Source organism: Agromyces cerinus subsp. cerinus (genome assembly GCF_900142065.1).
In the GTDB taxonomy this organism is placed as follows: Bacteria; Actinomycetota; Actinomycetes; order Actinomycetales; family Microbacteriaceae; genus Agromyces; species Agromyces cerinus.
The window spans coordinates 459,239-480,288 of sequence record NZ_FSRJ01000004.1; the positions used below are offsets into that span (position 1 = coordinate 459,239).

Sequence of the window (21,050 nt, forward strand, 5' to 3'; positions counted from 1 at the left end):
GAGATTCCATTATCTGCTAACACAGGCGGTGCTGGGAAATCGCCGCGAGCCTGTGGACAAGCCGATTGACGACTTCCCACAGACGGAGGGCATTCTCCGATAGCCCGAATCGCCCTCCCATCAGGGAGGCGTCCAGTCGCGCCCGTCGATCCCCCATGCGATGAGCAGCCACCCGAGCTGCAGCAGGATGGAGAGCGCGACCATCCCCCAGCGGTACCAGCGCGCCCGCGGCTGAGCCATCGCCCCGACGAGCGGGAACATCGGCGCGAGCAGACGGAACGTGCTCGACTGCGGAAAGAACACCGCGAGCAGGTACAGGGCGTAGCTCGCGAGCCACAGCCGCAGGTCGACGCCGAGTCGTCGCACGGCCGGCAGGAACAGCGTCACCCCGAATCCGACGATGAGCGCGATCACGACGATCGCCCCGATCGGCTGGCCGAGCCACCAGTCGGCCGACTGGAACCACGCCGTGAACGGCACGAGCTCCTGGTAGCCGATGTACGCGGAGCGCCAAGCAAGCTCGGTCGCCGTGTACCCGTGCAGCTCCCCCGTCGCCGCCCAGACCACGCCCGGCCACGCGAGACCCACGACTCCCGCGAACACGGCGACGGATGCCGCGAGCACCCGCTCCCGCATCGGGAACGGGTCGCGCCGCCGCGTGTACCAGCGCCACAGCCAGTGCAGGCCGAGCGTGAGCGCGAAGGCGAGCGCCCCGGGTCGCGTGAACGCCCACACGGCGAGCACGGGCATGAGCCATCCGTATCGTCGATCGACGAGCAGGAGCAGCGCGAGCGCGAGCCACAGCAGGCCGAGCGACTCGGCGTAGCCGAACTGCATGATCGGCGAGACCGGCGCGACGCAGAAGAGCACGACGGCGAAGAGCACCCGGTCCGGCTCCAGGAATCGCGACATGAGTCGGTAGGTGACGAGCGCGGCTCCGAGACCGGCAGCGAGCGACACGATGACGGCTGCGGCGTTCCACGGCAGCCCGAACCACGTCACGATGCCGACGAGCGTCGGGTAGACCGGCAGGAACGCCCATGCGTTCTCGGCGACCTGGCCCGTCTCGGTCAGCGGCAGCTCACGCGGATACCCGCCGAGCCAGATGATCTGGTACCACCGGGCGTCCCAGAGGTTCGCATACTCGAAGTAGCCCGGGCGAGCCTGGGTCCACGGGTTCGAGCCCTGCAGGCTCGCCAGCACGAGCACCATCGCCGTGGTGATCGCCCGTGCGCCGAGGAAGATCGCGACGACCTTCGCCCACCACGGTGCGGCCCGCCAGCGCACCCGCGGCGACCAGCGTGTGGCGCGGAACGGGTCGGGTTCGCGCAGAGCGGCCGACGGCGTGGTCATGGGGTCCTCGTTCGAGCGGGGCCGCTCAGGCGGTGGCGCCGGTCAGCCAGGCACGGAGCGCGACCTCGGTGTGCACGATCTGGGGCACGTCGACCCGTTCGTCATCGGCGTGCGCCTTGAGCGGGTCCCCGGGGCCGAAGTTCACGGCCGGGATGCCGAGGGCGCTGAAGCGCGCGACATCCGTCCAGCCGTACTTGGGGCGCGCCTCGGCGCCGACGGCGCGCACGAACTGCTGTGCGAGCGGGTCGTCGAGTCCGGGCCTCGCGCCTTCGGCGCTGTCGACGATCGCGACCTCGAAGCCGTCGAAGAACTCGGTGACGAAGGCGGATGCCTCGGCGACGCTGCGGCTCGGCGCGAAGCGGTAGTTGACGGTGAGCACCGCCTCGTCGGGGATCACGTTGCCCGCGATGCCGCCCGAGACGAGCACGGCGTTCAGGCCCTCGCGGTAGGCGAGGCCGTCGACCTCGACGGTCTCGGCCTGGTACTCGGCGAGTTTCGCGAGCGCAGGTGCGAGCTTGTGGATGGCGTTCTCGCCGACCCAGCTGCGCGCAGAGTGCGCCCGCAGCCCGGTCGTCCACACCTCGGCACGGAGGGTGCCGTTGCAGCCGCCCTCGACCTGCCCGTTCGACGGTTCGCCGAGGATGGCGAAGTCACCGGCGAAGAGGTCGGGGCGGTTGCGCGAGAGTCGCCCGAGGCCGTTGAGCGAGGAGGCGACCTCCTCGTTGTCGTACCACATCCACGTCAGGTCGACGATGGGATCGGTGAGCTCGAGGGCGAGCTTCAGCTGCACCGCGACGCCCGCCTTCATGTCGACCGTGCCACGCCCCCAGAGGTACTCGACGCCGTCTTCGGTCTCGAACCGGGTCGGCAGGTTCTCGTTGATCGGCACGGTGTCGATGTGGCCGGCGATCACGACCCGGCGCTCGCGTCCGAGGTTCGTGCGCGCGACGATCGTGTCTCCGTCGCGAATCACCTCGAGGTGGGACGCCCCGGCGAGCGCCTGCTCGATCAGGTCGGCGAGCAGCGACTCGTCGCCCGACACGCTCGGCACATCGCAGATCGCCTGCGTGATGGCGACGGAATCGGCGGTCAGGTCGAGCGTGAGCGGTGATGCGGCGGGCATTCCCCGAGTCTATTCGCCCGGCTCCCGATGGTGCCGCGGTGATGCACACGAACGGATACACCGAGAAACGCGGCGCCCACCGCGGGGCACAGCCAGGAGGACGGCATCAGGGGATATCGTGTCGTTGCTCCGCAGCACATCGAGGAGGGCCATGCAGGACGCACGCGAACACGCGCAGAGGGTCACCCTCGCCCAGGTGGCCGATCGCGCTGGAGTGAGCCTCAAGACGGCGTCACGGGCCCTCGGCGGAGAGCAGTACGTGAGCCAGGACACGCTCTCGAAGGTGCTTGCCGCGGCAACGGCGCTGGGTTATCAGCGAAATGCCGCGGCGAGCATGCTGGCGAGCGGGCAGCTCGCCGAGTCGATCGGGCTCGTCGGCGGTGACTTCACCAACCCGTTCTACTCCGTGCTCGCGCAGAGCATGGAGAACGAGATCCGGCAGCAGGGGATGCACTTGACCGTCGCCACCTCAGGTGAGTCCGAGGATCAGGAGCGGCGCATCGTCGATGACCTCGCGAGCCGTCAGGCCAAAGCGCTCGTGGTGGTGTCGGCCATGTCGGATCATGCCCACTACGCGCAGGTGCAGGCGCGCGGTGTTCCGGTCGTGTTCGTCGATCGCCCCCCGGTCCATCTCGATGCCGACTCCGTCGTGTTCGACAATCGCATGGGCGGTCGTCTCGCCGCCCGGCACCTCCTCGACACCGGCCACACCCGTATCGCGTTCGTCGGCGACTACGCCTGGCTTCCCACCTATCGAGCGCGGCTCGAGGGCATGGCCGCAGTCCTCGACGGAGCCCCGTCATCGTCATGGCGCGATCTTCTGCGGGATGATGCGCACGACGTCGCGTCATCTCGCGCACGAACCCGCGAACTCCTGGCGCTCCCGACGCCGCCGACAGCCATCGTGGCGGGCAACAACCGGATCCTCCTCGGTGTCCTCGAGGAACTGTCGGCGACGAGCATGAACGATGCCCCTGCCGTCATCGGCATCGACGAACCCGAATGGGCGCGCGTCATGGGGATCACCACCGTGGCGGGAGATGTCGAAGACGTCGGGCGCCACGCCGCCCGTCTGGCCATCTCACGACTGACCGATCGCACTCGTCCTGCCGAGCACATCGTGCTCCCGATGCATCTCACGCCCCGCCGGTCGACGGCCGGACGCGATCCGGCATCACGAGATCCGGGAACCCGCTAGGGCCGCTTGAGCGGCGTATGCGGCACCGATCATCGGTGCTTCATGGGAGAGCTCGGCCCGGATGACCGGGAGGCCGGGTCGTCCGAGTCCGGCGGAGAGCGGCGCTTCGAGCAGGTCCCATGAGCGGGCGATGGTCCCGCCGATGACGAGCGCCTCTGCATCGAACCGGCCCAGCGGGTCGGCGAGCGCTCGGCCGAGGTACGAGAATGCGTCCTCGAGCACCTCGAGCGCGATCGGGTCGCCGCTGCGTGCGAGCTCGGCGATCTCCCGCACGTCGGGCACCTCGGCGGTGAGTCGCATCTGCCGTGCGTAGGCGGCCCGGATCGCCCGGCGCGACATCCGCGCCTCGATGCGTTGCCCTTCGAACTCGAGCAGGTGCAGTTCGCCGCCCGGCGCGGCGCCATCGGTGCGCTCGCCTGCAACCACCCACCCGGAGCCGACGCCCGTGCCGAGTGTGACGCAGCAGAACCTCGACAGGCCGCGTGCCGCGCCTGCCGCGTGCTCCCCCAGGGCGAATGCATCCGCGTCGTTGACGAACGTGAACGAGATCGCATTCGCCTCGAGGGCATCGGCGAGTCGCGCCCGGAGGTCGATCCCGTGGAGCGCGTCGAACTTCCCGACATCGGAGTACCGCGCGATGCCCTCTGCGAGGTCGAACGGACCGGGAACCGCAACCGCCCATCGCCGACCGTGGTCGGATCCGAGTGTGCGAGCCGCAGCGGCGATGTCCTCGAGGATCTCGTCGGCGTCGCCGCCCGAATCCAGCGGCCGGGTCCGATACGTGCCGTCGACGATCGATCGGGCGCCGGTGTCGATGACGGCCACTGCCACGTGGGTCCCGCCGAGTTCGATCGTCGGTATCAGGTTCCGTGTCACGGTGCCCTTTCAATTTCAATCTGGTCGCCGGTGAACCGGCGAGCTGCCGTGCAGCAGCACGATGGAACCGATCGACAGCGCGACCGGTTCCAGTACCTGGGCCGTTCGGCGGGTCGGCGCGAGCGCCGACCCGCCGAACGGTCATTTCGCTTCGACCAGGCGTTCGTACGCCCAGATGAGACGCGCCAGCGCCGCCACGTACTCGTCGTGGGTACTCGTCGCGTCGAGCGCGTCGGCCGCGGCGATCGCATTCTGGAGCTTGCGGTAGGACACCGCCGTGACGTCGTCCGCCTCGACGGCCTCGGCCTTCGCATTCCAGTCGGCGACCTGCTTGATCACCTTCCACTGCAGATGACCGGCTGCGACGTTCAGCACGCGCAACGCCTCCGCGACTCCGCCCGTGGTCGCGGCGGGGTCGGCGTCGACGCTCTGCGCCGCGTCGAACGCTCGCACGAAGACCGCGAAGTCGGTCACGAGGTACAGGCCGGCATCGGCGGAGAGCGTCGAGTACTTCGTGATCGCAGTCTGCAGGGCCGTCTTGTCGACGTCGTACTCGAACGAGAACCAGTCGAGGTTGCCGACGTAGGGCTGGGTCGCCGTCGGCGTGCTCTCGAGCGCGAAGTAGACGGCTCTCGTGCCGGTGATCGCGGACGGGAGCGTGACCGTCGCCGTGCTGTAGGTGCCCCAGCTCGAGCCGGTGGCCGTGAGCGGGACGGTGACGAACGGGTCGCCGGACATCTCGTCCAGGTAGATGTCGATCCGCCCGTCGGCCACCTTGGTCGCCGGCGCGTCGTAACGCACGTTGAGCGTGATCGCGCTGCGATCGCCCAGCTCGACACCGCCGTACCGGATCCACGCGCCGTTCTTCGTGCCGGCGAGCTGGCCGCCCACAGATCCGGCCTCGGTCTTGAGGTCGGCGCCCGAGAAGTCCGTCCCCTCGGTGAGCCCCGAACCGGCGGCGTTCAGCATGCCGTAGCCCGCGCGGATCGACTCGAACTGCACCGTCTTCGACGTAGCCGCGGCATCCGCCGCCGACGTGAACCGGAGCGAGTCGACGTTCGCGACCCAGCTCTGTCCCGAGGCGAGTGCGCCGGTGAACACGAAGTACACGTCGTTGACGCCGGCGAGTTTCGCGATCTCGTCCGCCGTGAGCTCGCGTGCGAGCTTCGTGTAGTTCGCCCAGCCGTTCGTGGTGGGCAACGGGATCCTGGTCACCAGCGGACCGGTGGCCGAGCCGGTGCGGACCTCGACAGCGGAGCTCGCCGATGCCGTGCCCGGATTGTGGGAGTACTCGACGACGAGCGACTTGAGCGGAGACGCGGAGAAGTCGAGCCCGCGGAACGCGAGCCACGCCCCGGGCGAGATCCCGCCCACCGTGGTCCCGCTGCCGCCGCTCTCGGTCTTGAGCGAACCACCGGACCACTGGTCGTAGCTCTCGGCCTGCAGCACGCGGTAGCTGTCGCCGGCGATCGCGAGGCCATCGGCCGCGACCCGCAGCAGAGCAGCCGTCGTGGACAGCGTGCGCTCCGACGAGTTCTCGTCGGCCAGCGCCGACGCCGCCTTCGCAACCGCCGCCTCGAGTTTCGCGAACGTCGCCGCGGAGTACCCGTCGGCCGTCACGAGGCGCGCGTCGTCGAACAGCGTCTGCAGCTCGGCGCGTGTGCCGGAGGACGGCGACAACGTGAACGGGACGAGCGCCGTCGTTCCGGCACCGGTCACCTGGGCTGCCGTCGCGCCCTCGAGTGCCGAGTCGGCGAGCAGCAGTGTGAAGTTCGTGCTCGCGGGGTTCTCCAGCTTCCCCTTGAACGTGACCTGGGCGGTGGTGTCGCTCATCCGCCGGACGGCGGCGGTGACGCCCTTGTCGAGACCGGGAAAGGTGACCTCTCCGTTCGAGAGCGCAGGCCGGTTCTTGCCGGCGAACGTCGCGCCACCGCTGAGGGTGAGGTCGATCGTGCTCCGCACGTCGCCCTTCGCGTCGGCCGTGAGCTCGGTGGTGCTCGGCGTGAGACGGTGTCCGGAGTAGCGGATCTTGAGCGCGAGTGCACGCTCGTCGGCGCTGGGCACCGTGCCCGAGAAGGCAGCCGGCTCGAAGGTGACCGCGAGGGCGTCGGTCGAATCATCGACGAGATGCCGCGCGGCCGTGCCCGCCAAGGTCAGTTCGACCGAGTTCTCACCAGACTTCGTCGCCACGAGGGTCAGACCCTTGGGCACACCGGTGACGTCGACCTGGGAAGACAGGTCCGAACCGATCTCACCGGCGAACGTCGCCCCGCTCACCTTCACGGAGATCGCGTCATCGATCGAGCCGTCGTTCGCGCCGGACTCCTCGAAGACCTGCGACGTCGTGGAGACGGCTTCGGTCGGGTGGTACAGCGCACTGCTGACGTGGTCGTCGAGCGAGTCCGCTTCGATACCGTCGGCTCCCCATGAAGACGGGCTCGAGCCCATCGTGAAGTGCAGAACGCCTCCCGCGTTCATCTCCGCGGCGGTGAGCCAGGTGCGGTCCAACGGCTGGCCGTTGAGCGTTGCGCTCTGGATGAAGTGGTTCGTCGTGCTGACGCCGGGCGCCTCGACGACGAACTCCTTGCCCCCGGGGTAGTTGATCGTCGTGCGGTCGAAGATCGGCGTCGTGATCTGGAAGGAGTCGCCTCCCGCCATCACGGGGTACAGCCCGATCGCGCTCGACACGAAGTACCCCGACATCGTGCCTGCGTCGTTGTCCATCGTCTGGAGCAGGCCCTTGGGATCGTTCTGGAACACCATGCGCTTCGACGGCGTCGTGCCGCTGCCGTCGGCGGTGTACCGAACGCAGACCGGTTCGGTGACCGCTCGGTACGTCCAGTCCTGAGTGTTCGCGGGCTCCCCGACGTAGTTGAAGAGGAACGGGGCGTGCACCGAGATCTCATTGGCGAACAGGTGGAGATTGCGCGAGCAGTCGTCGGGCGCCTGGTTGCCGAAGAAGTAGTTCACCGCTTTCGCTGCGTCCTCCTTGCCGCCCATGAGATCGACCATGCCGCCGAGGTCCTGGGCGTCGTACCAGTTGTACTGCCAGAACGTGCCCTGGTAGAGACCGCTGCTCCAACTCTCCGGGTTCTTCACCGTGAAGTCCGCCGATTCGTCGTTGCTCGAGCGCGGCATCATGAGACCGACTTCGTCGACGCCCTCGGCGACGCCGGTCGCCGCAGTCGCGTTGGCGTCCTTCTTCAGGGCGTTCTTGTCGAACGCCTTCGCCCAGCGTGCGCCCTCGACCCGATAGTGCTCGGCGTCGGCCGTCTCGCCGATCGCGTCGGCGATGACCGAGAGGCCGTACGCGTCGTAGGAGTATCCGAGGAGACCGCCGCTGACGGAGTTGAGGTTCGTCAGGCTCGCCGAGCTTCCGGTCTGTGCGACGAGCGCCGGGTAGGCCTGTTCGAGGCCCTGCAGCTGGACGCCCTTCGAGATCGCATCGGCCACGACGACCGGGGCACGCTCCCATCGCACCGTCGGCACGGACTGCACCAGGCTGCCGACCGACCCCTTGCCGCTCTCCGCGACGCTCGCGTAGAGATCGACGAGCGACTGGACGACGTCGCGATAGACGTCGGGGAAGACCGATGCGACGGCGGCGTACTTGTGGAAGTCGTCCCACAACGACCACGAGTCATAGTGCGTGTATCCCGTCGCCTCGTAGATGACGCCGTCGGCGCCCCGGTACGTGCCATCGGTCGATGTCGCGTTCATCGGGGTGCCGCCGAGGCGGTAGAGGTGCGTGTAGAACTGGGCCTTCAGGTCGCCGGTGGGGTCGTTCGCCGCAGTGGCGTCGACCTCGACCTTGCCGAGGCGATCGTTCCACTCGTCCTTCGTCGCGGCGCGGACCTCGTCGAACGTCTTGCCGCCGACCTCGACGGCCGCGTCGCGTTCCGCCTGCGCTGCGCTCACGGGCGACAGCGTGAACCTGAGACCCAGGTGCTCGCCGGCAGCCGCATCGAAGTTGAGCACCGCCCCGATGTCCGTGCCGTCCTGCTTCGTCGCAGTGGAGCTGAGCCCTCCGGCCCCCCACGTCTGGACCGAGGACGTCGGCGCCGTGGTCTCCGCGTAGTAGAACAGCTTGTACGACGAGTTGTAGAAGAACCCGGTGAAGGAACCGGAGATCGTCGTGTTGCCGCCCGCGCTCGTCCCGATCACGAGGTCGGTCGCCTTGCGGCCGTTGCCGGTGTGCTTGAGGTCGACCACGAGGGCCGCGTGGCCACCGGCGTCGAAGGCGTAGTCGTGAACGCCCGTACGAGTGGCGGCGGTCACCTGGGCGTCGATGCCCTTGCCCGACTCGTCGAGGCCGACCCGGTAGTAGCCCGCCGTGGCCGATTCGTCCTTGACGTCGTCGCTCGTCCGGATCGTCTTGTCGTAGCTGCTGGTCGACGGCCGGGACGTGTAGCTCCCGTAGGTGGGTACGACGAGCACGTCGCCCGCACCGCCTCCGCCACCGACTCCGTCGAGGGCGATGTTCGTGAAGCCGCGGAGCGTGCTCGCCGTGTACTCGTAGCCGACGTGGTTGCCGGGCGTCGTCGTCGGGGTGACGGTCGCCAGCCCGTACGGTGCGAAGGCTCCTGGGCCGTCCTGGCCGTGATCGCCCTCAGTGCCGATGAATGGGTTGACGTACTGGGTGTAGTCGGTCGGGTCGGTCGCGGCGTGTGCCGCGTTCGCAGGCCCCGCCAGCGGCAGGACGGCCGACGACACCAGCGCGAGCGCGACGGTCAGGGCGACGAGTCGTGGACGGGGGGCGCGGATCGACGTGCCGATGTTCGCCTCGGCCGGATCCTGGAAAGACAGCGCTGTCATACGGTGAAGATAGCATCCACCGCTCGGCGTGTCCAACCCCTCGTTCCTGCTCTCGATCGGGAAGCCGTCCGGACGCCCCGCGTCACACGCGCAGCCCCCTTCGATACCCTTGGAGCATGCCCGCGATCGACGACGCCATCAGCACTGCCCGCACGGCCTCCGCCACCGGTCTCACGACGATCGCCGGCGACGGCACCGTGCTCGACGCCTGGTTCCCGGCGCCCGCGCTCGGCTCCGAGGCATCACCGCTCGTCGCCGAACACGCGGCACTCGCGGGCGACGACGCCCGCCGCAACGTGCGCGTCGACGCCATCGAACTGACGATCGACCTCGATGCAGCGCCCGCGAGCACGAGCGATGCGTACCTGCGCCTGCACGTGCTCTCCCACCTGCTCGCGGCGCCGAACACCGTGAATCTCGACGGCATCTTCGCCCACCTGCCCGCCGTGGTGTGGACCAACGCGGGGCCGGTGCATCCGACCGACTTCGACCGCTTGCGCCCCGCCCTGCAGCGCGCCGGCATCCACGCCGTCAGCGTCGACAAGTTCCCGCGCCTGCTCGACTACGTCACCCCCGAGCGCGTGCGCATCGCCGACGCCGCACGAGTGCGCCTCGGCGCGCACCTCGCACCGGGCACGACCGTCATGCACGAGGGCTTCGTGAACTTCAACGCCGGCACGCTCGGCGCCTCCATGGTCGAGGGCCGCATCTCGCAGGGCGTCGTCGTCGGCGACGGCTCCGACATCGGCGGCGGGGCATCCATCATGGGCACCCTCTCGGGCGGTGGCACGCAGCGCGTCGTCATCGGCGAGCGTGCACTCCTCGGCGCGAACTCGGGCATCGGCATCTCGATCGGCGACGACAGCGTCGTCGAGGCCGGCCTCTACGTCACCGCGGGCACCAAGGTCGTGCTGCACGGCGGGCCGGGCGAACGGCCGAACACCGTCAAGGCCGTCGTGCTCTCGGGCGTGCCCAACCTGCTCTTCCGACGCAACTCGCTGAACGGCCAGGTCGAGGCGCTCCCCCGTTCGGGCGAGGGCGTGCAGCTGAACGCCGCACTGCACGCGTAGCCCGCGGAACCGCGCGGCTCGAGCCACGCGGTTCGCCCCACATCACAGCCCTGCAACGACCCGTTGCAACCCGAGGACTCTCGGCTACAGTTGGTGACTCGGGCCGCCACGGGGCGGCCCCACGTCTTGCGCAGCACGAAGGAGTGGCGTGGGTACCGACGCACCGCGAACCGGCCGGCATCGAGCGATGAGATTCGTCATCGGCCTGCTCATCACCGTGCTCGCGCTGGCCGTCGTCGCGGCCGGACTCGGCTGGTGGACCGTGCAGCGTTCCTTCCCGACGACGAACGGCGCGATCGACGTTCCGGGGCTCGGCGCCGAAGTCACGGTCATCCGCGACGACGCCGGCATTCCGCAGCTCTACGCCGAGACCGACCACGACCTGTTCTTCGCGCAGGGGTACGTGCATGCGCAGGACCGCTTCTGGGAGATGGACTTCCGTCGGCACGTCACCGCCGGCCGGCTCGCCGAGATGTTCGGCGAGTCCCAGGTCGGCACCGACACCTTCATCCGCACGCTCGACTGGCGGGGCATCGCCCAGCAGGAGTACGACGCACTCGGCGAGGTCTCGAAGGCGTACTACGACGCCTACGCCGAGGGCGTGAACGCCTATCTCGACGAACGCGGCGGCGCCGACCTCTCGCTCGAGTACGCCGTGCTCGGGCTGCAGAACCCCGGCTACTCCCCCGAGCCCTGGTCGGGCGTCGACTCCATCGCGTGGCTGAAGGCGATGGCCTGGGACCTGCGCTCGAACCTCGGCGACGAGATCGACCGCGCGATGCTCTCGACCGTGCTTCCCCCCGAAGAGGTCGCGCGCCTCCACCCCGACTTCCCCTGGGACACCATGCCCACGATCGTCGACGGGCAGCCCGCAGCGGCCACCGCGGCGCTGTCGACGACCCCGCTCCCGGGTGAAGCCGACACGATCCAGACGGATGGCGCCGCGGCATCCGCGCCCGCCTCCGACTACGTCGCCGCCCTCGCCACGCTGCGCGCGGCGATCGACGGAGTGCCCGAGCTGCTCGGTCCCGAGGGCGGCGACATCGGCTCGAACTCCTGGGTCGTGGGCGGCGCGCTGACCGAGTCGGGTCTGCCGCTGCTGGCGAACGACCCGCACCTCGGCCCGGCGATGCCGTCCATCTGGACCCAGATGGGCCTGCACTGCGCCGAGATCACCGAGACCTGCGGCTTCGACGTCGCCGGGTACTCGTTCTCGGGCCTGCCCGGCATCGTCATCGGGCAGAACGCCGCGGTCGCATGGGGCTTCACCAACCTCGGTCCCGACGTGGCCGACCTGTACCTCGAGCGCATCGACGGCGACGCCTACGAGCTCGACGGCACGCTCGTGCCCCTGACCCTCCGCGAGGAGACGATCGAGGTCGCCGGCGGCGATCCGGTCACGATCACCGTGCGCTCGACGGCTCGCGGTCCGATCGTGACCGACATCCGCGACGACTTCGCGGGCGTCGCAGCCGAGTACCCCGCAGCCTCCGGCCAGCCCGAGGGCGAGTACGCGGTGTCGCTGCAGTGGACCGCACTGACGCCCGGCACGACCGCCGGGGCGATCTTCGCCCTCGACCGGGCGCAGGACTGGGAGGGCTTCCGCGCCGCCGCCGCGCTCTTCGACGTCCCAGCTCAGAACCTCATCTACGCCGACACCGCGGGCAACATCGGCTACCAGGCGCCGGGGCGCATCCCGGTGCGCAAGACCGGCGACGGCACCGTGCCCATGCCCGGTTGGACGAGCGAGAACGGCTGGTCGAGCACGATCCCCTTCGACCGGCTGCCCTCGGTGCTGAACCCGGCGGCCGGCTACATCGTCACCGCCAACAACGCCGCCGCCGGACCCGATGGACCGATGCTCACGAAGGACTGGGACTACGGCTATCGCGCCGCCGGCATCGACCGCCTGATCCGCGAACGCATCGACGCCGGTGAGCAGTTCACGGTCGACTCGCTCGCCGAGATCCAGCTCGACACCGGTGACGCGAACGCCGATGCCCTCCTGCCGGTCATCGCGTCGCTCGACCTCATCGGCGATGCCGGACGCGGAGCCGACCTCCTCCGCGAGTGGAACGGCGACGCCGAGGTCGACAGCGCGCAGGCCGCGTACTTCGCCGTGTTCTGGCGCACCCTGCTCGACGACATGTTCGGCGGGCTCCCCGACTCGACCCAGCCGCAGGGCGGCGACCGGTGGTTCAACGTGGTCGGCACCCTGCTCGGCGAGCCCGAGTCGACATGGTGGACGAACGAGGAGCTCGGCGTCTCCGGCCGCGACGCGATGATCGCGCATGCCCTCGGCGCCGCCTGGGCCGAGTCGACGAGTCGCTTGGGGTCGAACCCCGACGCATGGCGCTGGGGCCGCCTGCACACCCTGACGCTCACGAACCAGAGCTTCGGCGAGTCGGGCATCGCCCCGATCGAGTGGCTCTTCAACCGCGGCCCCTACGAGCTCGGCGGCGGTTCGGCGATCGTTAACGCGATCGGCTGGGACGCGAGCGTCGGGTACGGCGTCGACTGGGTGCCGTCGATGCGCATGGTGGTCGACCTGGCCGACCGCGACGCGTCGCGCTGGATCAACCTCACCGGTGCGTCGGGTCACGCGTTCCACGCGAACTACGCCGACCAGGCGCCGCTCTGGCAGCACGGTGAGCTCCGCGACTGGGCGTTCACCCGCGAGGCCGTCGAGGCCGACGCCCGTGACACCCTGACGCTGACGCCCGCCGGCTGACCCGGCCCCCGACACGAAACGCCGGCCGCACCCGAAGGTGCGACCGGCGTCGTGGTCGTGTTGCGGCTAGACCGAGGGGTAGTGCCGCTCGGACTCGCCGATGTAGAGCTGCTGCGGGCGCCCGATCTTCGTCTGCGGGTCGAGGTTCATCTCGCGCCAATGGGCCATCCAGCCGGGCAGGCGACCGATCGCGAAGAGCACGGTGAACATGCGCGTCGGGAAGCCCATGGCCTTGTAGATGACGCCGGTGTAGAAGTCGACGTTCGGGTAGAGACGACGCTCCTTGAAGTAGTCGTCCTGCAGGGCGAACTGCTCGAGCTCCTTGGCGATGTCGAGCAGCGGGTCGGCGACGCCGAGCCCGGCGAGGACCTCGTCGGCCGACTGCTTGACGATGGTCGCCCGCGGGTCGTAGTTCTTGTAGACCCGGTGCCCGAAGCCCATGAGCTTCACGCCGTCTTCCTTGTTCTTCACGCGCTCGACGAACTTCTCGACGCCTTCACCGGAGTCGCGGATGCGGCCGAGCATCTGCAGCACGGCTTCGTTGGCGCCGCCGTGGAGCGGGCCCGAGAGCGCCTGGATACCCGCGGAGATCGACGCGTAGAGGTTCGCACCGGTCGAACCGACGAGCCGCACGGTCGAGGTCGATGCGTTCTGCTCGTGGTCCTCGTGCAGGATGAGCAGCCGGTCGAGTGCAGTGGAGAGCACCGGGTCGACCTGGAACGGCTCGGCCATGTTGCCGAAGTTGAGCTTCAGGAAGTTGTCGACGAACGACAACGAGTTGTCGGGGTACAGGAAGGCCTGCCCGATCGACTTCTTGTGCGCGTACGCCGCAATGACCGGCAGCTTCGCGAGCAGTCGCACCATGGTGAGTTCGACCTGCTCGGGGTCGTTCGGGTCGGTCGAGTCCTCGTAGTACGTCGAGAGGGCCGACACCGCGCTCGAGAGCACCGACATGGGGTGCGCCGTGTGCGGCAGCGACGAGAAGAAGCGCTTCAGGTCTTCGTGCAGCAGCGTGTGGTGACGGATCTTCTCGTCGAACTCGCCCAGCTGATCGGCGGTCGGCAGCTCACCGTAGATGAGCAGCCACGCGACCTCGAGGAACGTCGAGTTCGCTGCGACCTCTTCGATCGGGTACCCGCGGTACCGCAGGATTCCCTGTTCGCCGTCGATGTACGTGATCGCCGACCGCGTCGACGCGGTGTTGACGAACCCGTAGTCGAGCGCGGTGAGCCCGGTCTGACGGGTCAGCGTCGACACGTCGATGCTCGAGTTGCCCTGCACCGCACGGTGGACGGGCAGTTCGGCGGTGGTGCTGCCGAACTTCAGGGTCGCGGTCTGGGGGGTCTCCCCGGCCGCATTGTTCCGGACGTCGCTCACGGCGCCTCCTGTGATCGTCACTTGCGCGGTCACCTGCTTTCCGGTCTCGACCGCACGAACGGTCTCGACCCGAATACAGCCTAGACGGGCTCCGAACACACTGTCGCACCCGCCAACAGATCATCCTATCCGTTGGTGAGAGTCACAGTTGGCAGGGCGATCCCCCACGCGAAACAGCGGATGTCACGCCGCGGCGGCGGCCCGGAGTCGCTCGGCCGCGGCCGCGATGCGCTCGTCGGTCGCCGTCAACGACAACCGCACGTGTTCGGGGTGGTGCACGCCGTAGAAATGGCCCGGGCCCGCGACGATGCCGAGATCGGCGAGTCTGCCGATCGAATCCCAACCGTCGCGCCCCTCGGTCGCCCAGAGATAGAGCCCGGCCTCGCTGCGGTCGACACGGAATCCCGCCGCCTCGAGTGCGGGCTTTAGCAGCTCGCGACGCGCGCGGTAGCGCGCCTTCTGCTCGGCGACGTGCTCGTCGTCGCGCAGCGCGGCGATCATCGCGGCCTGCAGCGGCTGCGGGAGCATGAGTCCCGCGTGCTTGCGCACGGTCGTGATGCGCCCGATGACGGTGCGGCAGCCCGCGATGAAAGCGGTGCGGTAGCCCGCCATGTTCGACTGCTTCGAGAGCGAGTAGGCGACGATCGTGTTGCGACGGCTGTCACCGACAACGCGCGGGTCGAGCAGGCTCGGGATCGGAGCATCCGCCCACTCGCCGTCCCAGCCGAGCTCGGCATAGCACTCGTCGCCGACGATGATCGCGTCGAGTTCGAGGGCGCGCTCGCGCGCGGCCCGCAGCTCGTCGATCGTGAGCACGCGCCCGTCGGGGTTGCCGGGGCTGTTCAGCCACACGAGCTTCGTCGCGGCCGGCCACTCGGCGGGGTCGTCGGAGGCCATCGACGTGGCGCCGACGAGCACGGCGCCCATCTCGTAGCTCGGGTAGGCGGCGCGGGGGTGCACGACGACGTCGCCTTCGCCGAGCCCCAGCAGGAACGGCAGGAGCGCGACCAGTTCCTTGGATCCGACCGTCGGCAGCACATTGGCCTCGGTGAGCCCGGTCACGCCTCGGCGGCGGGCGAACCAGTCGATGATGGCACCGCGCAACTCGTCGGTGCCGGTGGTCTGCGGGTAGGCGTGGGCATCGGTCGCGTTCGCGAGCGCCTCGCGAACGAGCGCCGGTGTCGGGTCGACCGGCGAGCCGATCGACAGGTCGACGACGCCCTCGGGATGCGCGGCGGCGCGCTCACGGAACGGCGCCATGAGGTCCCACGGGTAGTCGGGCAGTTCGCCGCGAGCCATGCTCAGTGCGCCTGAGGAGGGAGCACCGCGATCACGGGGTGGTCCTTCGGGATGACGCCGATCTTGGCTGCGCCGCCGGGCGAGCCGATGTCGTCGAAGAACTCGACGTTCGCCTTGTAGTAGTCGGCCCAGACGTCGGGCAGGTCGTCTTCGTAGTAGATCGCCTCGACGGGGCAGACCGGCTCGCACGCACCGCAGTCGACGCATTCGTCGGGGTGGATGTAGAGCGAGCGCTCACCCTCGTAGATGCAGTCGACGGGGCATTCGTCGATGCAGGCGCGGTCTTTGACGTCGACGCACGGAAGGGCGATGACATAGGTCACGGTGTTCGCTGTCCCTTCGAAAGGCTGGGAGTTCCAGTCTAGGCGTCGCGCGGCTGCCGTGACGGCAGCTTCGGCCACGCGACGACGAACACCGCGATCAGGGCGGGCGCGACCGACCAGATGGTGCCGGTGAGGTCTCCCACGATCAGCACCGAACCGCCAGGCCCCGGCAGGGTCAGCACCGCGACCGCCACGATGATGCCGGCGCCGGCCGCGGCCGCAGCCGCTCGCCCGCCCGCGACCAGGCGCATGCCGAGCAGCAGCGCCGCGACGCCGACGAGTGCGGCGACGAGACCCCACGGGATCGAGACCTCGCCGAGCTGCAGCGTCGCGCGATGTCCGACCGTGCCGAGGGTGCCGTAGGCGAGCCCGACCAGGAAGGCGACGACGATCGTGCCGATTCGGCTGCTCCGGCTCGTCATTTCGGCTGCTGCGTGACGGTGTACGTGACGGCCTCGCCGTCGCCTGCGAGAAGCACGATGTGCTCCCCGTCGGAGTACACGACGGCACTGCCCGTGTCACCGCTCAGTGCGGTGTCCTCGGTGAACCCCGCAGCCTCGAGTTTCGCGGCCGCATCGGCGACGGGGTCGGCCGCGCTCGACGAGACCATCACGATCCAGCCTTCGGCACCGCCGGCGCCCGCGGCGAACGTGATGTCACCGTCGATGAGCTCGACGGACGCCGGGAAGTCGGCGGGAAGTTCGCCGCTGAGGCTGACGTCGCCGCCCGTGGCGTCTTCGATGGCGTCTTCGACGCCCTTGTTGACGAGCTCGCCGGGATTCGGGAAGCACCCGGTGAGCAGGGTCGCGGTCACCGCGGCGATCACCACCGCAGTGCCCGCACGGCGGTGGGTGATGGACTGTCGCATGGCGGGCTCCTCGCGTGCAGCGGTCTGGGAGACGGGGCGGGCAGGCGCCACGCGGCATCCGATCGCCCCCGCTCGGAATTCTATCGCCCGACCCTGTGGAGCCGATGGCGTAGCGTGGGGCGAGACACGGAACGGGCCGTGCGGAGAGGACCGAAGATGGCCGAGCCCAGCACCCACGAGAACGCGCCCGATGTACGAGTCGAGCGCGACGGTAGCCTCGCGATCGTCACGATCGACCGGCCGAAGGCGCTGAACGCCCTCTCCCCCGATGTGCTCTCGGCCCTGCTCGGCGCCGTCGAGGCCCTCGCCGCCGAAGGCAGCGCCGTGCGCGGCGTGCTGCTCACCGGCGCAGGCGGTCGCGCCTTCGTGGCAGGAGCCGACATCCGGTCGATGGCGGGTCGGACGCCCGAGCAGGGCGAGGAGGCGTCGCGCCTCGGCCATCGTGTGGCCGCGGCGATCGAGGGCCTCTCCGCCCCGGTGATCGCGTGCGTCGACGGCTTCGCGCTCGGCGGCGGCCTCGAGCTCGCCCTCGCCTGCGACTTCATCTACGCGACGGATGCCTCGAGCTTCGGTCAGCCCGAGGTGCACCTGGGGCTCATCCCGGGCTTCGGGGGCACCGTGCGCCTGCCCCGTGCAGTCGGACTCGCCAGGGCGAAGGAGCTCATCTACACGGGCCGGCGCATCGACGCCGCCGAGGCCGTCGCGATCGGCCTCGTCGTGCGGTCGTTCCCCGACCGGGAGTCGCTCTTCGCCGGGGCCAGGGCCACGCTCGCCGAAGTGGGCGCGAACGCCGCACCCGCGGTGGCCCTCGCCAAGCGCGTGCTCGTCGACTCCGCGGGTCGCCGCACGGAGTCGGCGACCGAGCTCGAGATCGCGGGGTTCGGCGATGCGTTCCGCACGAATGACATGCGCGAGGGCGTCGCCGCCTTCATCGAGAAGCGCGACCCGGTCTTCACCGGCGTCTGAGCCGCCGCGGATCGAGTCGGCGCATCGGCGCCGATCCCGATCAGCCCACGCGCGCCGACAGCCAGGCGAAGCCGTCGAACCGCACGCCGTCGGCACCGAACATCTCGAGGTGCAGGTGCGGGCCGGTCGACTGACCGGTCGTGCCGACGAGTCCGAGCTGCTGGCCTGCGGTGACCTGCTGCCCGACCGAGACGGCGATCGAGCCGTACTGCATGTGGGCGTACGAGCTCGTGATGAGTTCGCCGCCGATGTTGTGCTGCACCTCGACGTTGACGCCGAGGCCGCCGCCGTTCTCGGTGGCGAGCACGACCACGCCGTCGGCGATCGACACGACGGGGGTGCCGTTGCCCGGGTTGAAGTCGACGCCGTCGTGCGAGCTCGAGCAGCCGCTGCAGGGTGCCGACCGCGGACCGAAGCCGTCGCTGCGCTTCGTCGGGTTCTGCACGGGCCAGACGATCGCGTTCGTGTCGATGAGCTGCACGTTGCCGACGCTCGCGACCTGCGAGGTGATGGGCGGCGGTGCGGCCTCCACGTCGTACTGCTCCGCCGCGAGCTGTGACATCACGCCATCGCTGCCGACCTCGACGGTCTGCGGCGCGTAGTCGATCGTGTCCTCGACCGGCGCGTAGACCGAGGCGCGGGCCTCGGAGTCGGTCGCGGTGACCGCGAGCGCGGGAACGCTCGTGGCGACCATCATGGCCGCGGCGAACGACATCGCGATGATGGAGAACGCCGGCCGGAGCGACGCGGTGCCGTTACGAGCGGTGCCGGGGCGAAGTTCGGGGGTCGGGCGGGCAGGGCTGGTGTTGGCCGCGCGGCGGCCGTGCTTGGGGGGAGTCATATATAGGGTGCGTTACGTATTTTCTGAGTCAGGTGCGAGACAACCTCAGCTACGGTACGCACTGACTCTGGGAAGAACCTCTGATGCGCATGCATATTCCCCGCGAAACGTGAGAGCGGTCTCCCCTTGTCGCGACACGAAAAAGCGGATGCCCCGGGGTCGATCGACCCCGGGGCATCCGCTCGTCTGCGTCAGTGCCTGCTAGTTCTGCTTCTTCAGGCGCGACGTCGTGCGGGCACGAGCCGTCGCGTCGAGCTCGACCTTGCGGATGCGCACAGCGGCCGGCGTGACCTCGACGCACTCGTCTTCACGGGCGAACTCGAGGCACTCCTCGAGCGAGAGCTGGCGCGAGGGCGTCATCGACTCGAACGTGTCGGAGGTCGACTGACGCATGTTCGTCAGCTTCTTCTCCTTGGTGATGTTCACGTCCATGTCGTCGTTGCGCGAGTTCTCGCCGATGACCATGCCCTCGTAGACCTCTTCGGTCGGGTTCACGAAGAACGTCATGCGCTCCTGCAGGGCGATGATCGCGAACGGCGTCACGACGCCCGAGCGGTCGGCGACGATCGAACCGTTGTTGCGGGTGACGATCTGGCCGGCCCACGCGTCGTAGCCGTGCGAGATCGCGTTCGCGATGCCGGTGCCGCGCGTGGTGGTCATGAACTCGGTGCGGAAGCCGATGAGTCCGCGGCTCGGCACGATGAACTCCATGCGCACCCAGCCCGTGCCGTGGTTCGACATGTTGTCCATGCGGCCCTTGCGCGACGCGAGGAGCTGCGTGATCGCGCCGAGGTACTCCTCGGGAGCATCGATCGTGAGGTGCTCGTAGGGCTCGTGCACCTTGCCGTCGACCTGCTTGGTGACCACCTGCGGCTTGCCGACGGTGAGCTCGTAGCCCTCACGACGCATCTGCTCGACGAGGATCGCGAGTGCGAGCTCGCCGCGGCCCTGGACCTCCCACGCGTCGGGGCGGCCGATGTCGACGACCTTCAGCGACACGTTGCCGACGAGTTCGCGGTCGAGGCGGTCCTTCACCATGCGGGCGGTGAGCTTGTGGCCCTTGACCTTGCCGACGAGGGGCGAGGTGTTCGTGCCGATCGTCATCGAGATCGCGGGCTCGTCGACCGCGATGATCGGGAGCGGACGCACGTCTTCGGGGTCGGCGAGCGTGTCGCCGATCATGATGTCCTCGAAGCCCGCGACCACGGCGATGTCGCCGGGGCCGGCGCTCTCGGCCGGGTAGCGGTCGAGCGCCTTCGTGAGGAAGAGCTCGGTCACGCGCACGTTCTGGACGGTGCCGTCGTGCTTGACCCAGGCGACAGTCTGGCCCTTCTTGATGGTGCCGTGGAAGACGCGGAGCAGGGCGAGACGACCGAGGAACGGCGACGCGTCGAGGTTCGTGACGTGCGCCTGCAGGGGGTGCGCGTCGTCGTAGGTCGGCGCCGGGATGTGCTGCAGGATCGCCTCGAAGAGCGGCTCGAGGTCTTCGTTGTCGGGGAGCTCGCCGTTGCCGGGCTTGTTGTGGCTCGCGGCACCGTTGCGGCCCGAGGCGTAGACGACCGGCACGTCGAGGATCGCGTCGAGGTCGAGGTCGGGCACGTCGTCGGCGAGGTCGGAGGCGAGGCCGAGCAGCAGGTCCTGGCTCTCGGCGACGACCTCGTCGATGCGCGCGTCGGGACGGTCGGTCTTGTTGACGAGGAGGATCACCGGCATGCGGGCCTCGAGCGCCTTGCGCAGCACGAAGCGGGTCTGCGGCAGCGGGCCCTCGCTCGAGTCGACGAGGAGGACGACGCCGTCGACCATCGACAGACCGCGCTCGACCTCGCCGCCGAAGTCGGCGTGACCGGGGGTGTCGATCACGTTGATCGTGATCGGGCCGTCGGTGGCGTGCGCGCCCTGGTAGGTGATCGCCGTGTTCTTGGCGAGGATCGTGATGCCCTTTTCGCGCTCGAGCTCGTTCGAGTCCATCGCGCGCTCTTCGACGTGCGCGTGCGCGTCGAAGGAGTGCGTCTGGTTGAGCATCGCGTCGACGAGCGTGGTCTTGCCGTGGTCGACGTGTGCGACGATCGCGACGTTTCGCAGATCGTTCCGGGTGGCGTTGGCCATGTTTGGTCCTCGAGGGTGCCGGCCCCCCGTCGCCCCCGAGCAAGAGATCAGCGCACGGAGACAGCGTGGAAGCGCTGAGATGAAGGTCTGTGGGGAGCGCAGGA

15 protein-coding genes are annotated in these 21,050 nt (G+C 69.2%); 4 read left to right on the plus strand and 11 right to left on the minus strand.

Translation table 11 applies throughout. From position 1 onward, the window contains the following. Nucleotides 1–120: 120 nt before the first annotated feature. Both BUR99_RS16375 and dapE read right to left on the minus strand, forming a co-directional pair. Nucleotides 121–1,353 (minus strand): hypothetical protein, encoded by a 1,233-nt coding sequence (locus BUR99_RS16375; RefSeq protein WP_074261413.1) that lies wholly within the window; start codon nucleotides 1,351–1,353, stop codon nucleotides 121–123. Nucleotides 1,354–1,378: 25 nt separating this feature from the next. Beyond that, nucleotides 1,379–2,476, minus strand: a complete 1,098-nt coding sequence (gene dapE, locus BUR99_RS16380) for a succinyl-diaminopimelate desuccinylase (protein ID WP_074261414.1) — start codon at nucleotides 2,474–2,476, stop codon at nucleotides 1,379–1,381. Here dapE and BUR99_RS16385 point away from each other — a divergent pair. Next, on the plus strand, nucleotides 2,454–3,674 hold the full coding sequence (locus tag BUR99_RS16385) for a LacI family DNA-binding transcriptional regulator (RefSeq protein ID WP_159441002.1): 1,221 nt from the start codon (nucleotides 2,454–2,456) through the stop codon (nucleotides 3,672–3,674). The genes dapE and BUR99_RS16385 overlap by 23 nt on opposite strands. Here BUR99_RS16385 and BUR99_RS16390 read toward each other — a convergent pair. Together BUR99_RS16390 and BUR99_RS16395 are read right to left on the minus strand one after the other, a co-directional pair. Continuing rightward, nucleotides 3,651–4,550: an ROK family protein gene (locus BUR99_RS16390; protein WP_084184075.1), complete on the minus strand. Its 900-nt coding sequence runs from the start codon at nucleotides 4,548–4,550 to the stop codon at nucleotides 3,651–3,653. The genes BUR99_RS16385 and BUR99_RS16390 overlap by 24 nt on opposite strands. Before the next feature lie 141 nt (nucleotides 4,551–4,691). Beyond that, a complete protein-coding gene (locus tag BUR99_RS16395) occupies nucleotides 4,692–9,365 on the minus strand; it encodes a GH92 family glycosyl hydrolase (RefSeq protein ID WP_074261416.1) in 4,674 nt (1,557 codons plus the stop codon). A gap of 116 nt (nucleotides 9,366–9,481) precedes the next feature. Here BUR99_RS16395 and dapD point away from each other — a divergent pair, with 116 nt between their 5' ends. Together dapD and BUR99_RS16405 are read left to right on the plus strand one after the other, a co-directional pair. Next, on the plus strand, nucleotides 9,482–10,435 hold the full coding sequence (gene dapD, locus BUR99_RS16400) for a 2,3,4,5-tetrahydropyridine-2,6-dicarboxylate N-succinyltransferase (protein WP_074261417.1): 954 nt from the start codon (nucleotides 9,482–9,484) through the stop codon (nucleotides 10,433–10,435). Between the two features lie 187 nt (nucleotides 10,436–10,622). Beyond that, nucleotides 10,623–13,166 (plus strand): penicillin acylase family protein, encoded by a 2,544-nt coding sequence (locus BUR99_RS16405; RefSeq protein WP_074261418.1) that lies wholly within the window; start codon nucleotides 10,623–10,625, stop codon nucleotides 13,164–13,166. Between the two features lie 66 nt (nucleotides 13,167–13,232). On the opposite strand, the gene BUR99_RS16410 is transcribed toward BUR99_RS16405, so the two are convergent. The 5 genes from BUR99_RS16410 to BUR99_RS16430 all read right to left on the minus strand — a co-directional run bounded on the left by BUR99_RS16410 (nucleotide 13,233) and on the right by BUR99_RS16430 (nucleotide 17,033). Further along, nucleotides 13,233–14,543: a citrate synthase gene (locus BUR99_RS16410; RefSeq protein ID WP_074261648.1), complete on the minus strand. Its 1,311-nt coding sequence runs from the start codon at nucleotides 14,541–14,543 to the stop codon at nucleotides 13,233–13,235. Between the two features lie 183 nt (nucleotides 14,544–14,726). Continuing rightward, complete coding sequence (dapC, locus tag BUR99_RS16415; protein WP_074261419.1) at nucleotides 14,727–15,842, minus strand: succinyldiaminopimelate transaminase; 1,116 nt, start codon at nucleotides 15,840–15,842, stop codon at nucleotides 14,727–14,729. A gap of 2 nt (nucleotides 15,843–15,844) precedes the next feature. After that, nucleotides 15,845–16,165 carry a ferredoxin gene (fdxA, locus tag BUR99_RS16420; RefSeq protein WP_074261420.1) on the minus strand — a complete coding sequence of 107 codons (321 nt, stop codon included), beginning with the start codon at nucleotides 16,163–16,165 and terminating at the stop codon, nucleotides 15,845–15,847. Between the two features lie 38 nt (nucleotides 16,166–16,203). Further along, nucleotides 16,204–16,587 (minus strand): DUF6113 family protein, encoded by a 384-nt coding sequence (locus tag BUR99_RS16425; protein WP_074261421.1) that lies wholly within the window; start codon nucleotides 16,585–16,587, stop codon nucleotides 16,204–16,206. Then, nucleotides 16,584–17,033: a hypothetical protein gene (locus tag BUR99_RS16430; RefSeq protein ID WP_074261422.1), complete on the minus strand. Its 450-nt coding sequence runs from the start codon at nucleotides 17,031–17,033 to the stop codon at nucleotides 16,584–16,586. The genes BUR99_RS16425 and BUR99_RS16430 overlap by 4 nt, the downstream gene beginning before the upstream one ends. A 156-nt stretch (nucleotides 17,034–17,189) precedes the next feature. On the opposite strand from BUR99_RS16430, the gene BUR99_RS16435 reads away from it, so the two are divergent. Further along, nucleotides 17,190–17,999 (plus strand): enoyl-CoA hydratase/isomerase family protein, encoded by an 810-nt coding sequence (locus BUR99_RS16435; protein WP_074261423.1) that lies wholly within the window; start codon nucleotides 17,190–17,192, stop codon nucleotides 17,997–17,999. Between the two features lie 40 nt (nucleotides 18,000–18,039). On the opposite strand, the gene BUR99_RS16440 is transcribed toward BUR99_RS16435, so the two are convergent. Continuing rightward, complete coding sequence (locus BUR99_RS16440) at nucleotides 18,040–18,840, minus strand: M23 family metallopeptidase (RefSeq protein WP_074261424.1); 801 nt, start codon at nucleotides 18,838–18,840, stop codon at nucleotides 18,040–18,042. A 201-nt stretch (nucleotides 18,841–19,041) separates the two neighbouring features. Continuing rightward, complete coding sequence (typA, locus tag BUR99_RS16445; protein ID WP_074261425.1) at nucleotides 19,042–20,946, minus strand: translational GTPase TypA; 1,905 nt, start codon at nucleotides 20,944–20,946, stop codon at nucleotides 19,042–19,044. Nucleotides 20,947–21,050: the final 104 nt, after the last annotated feature.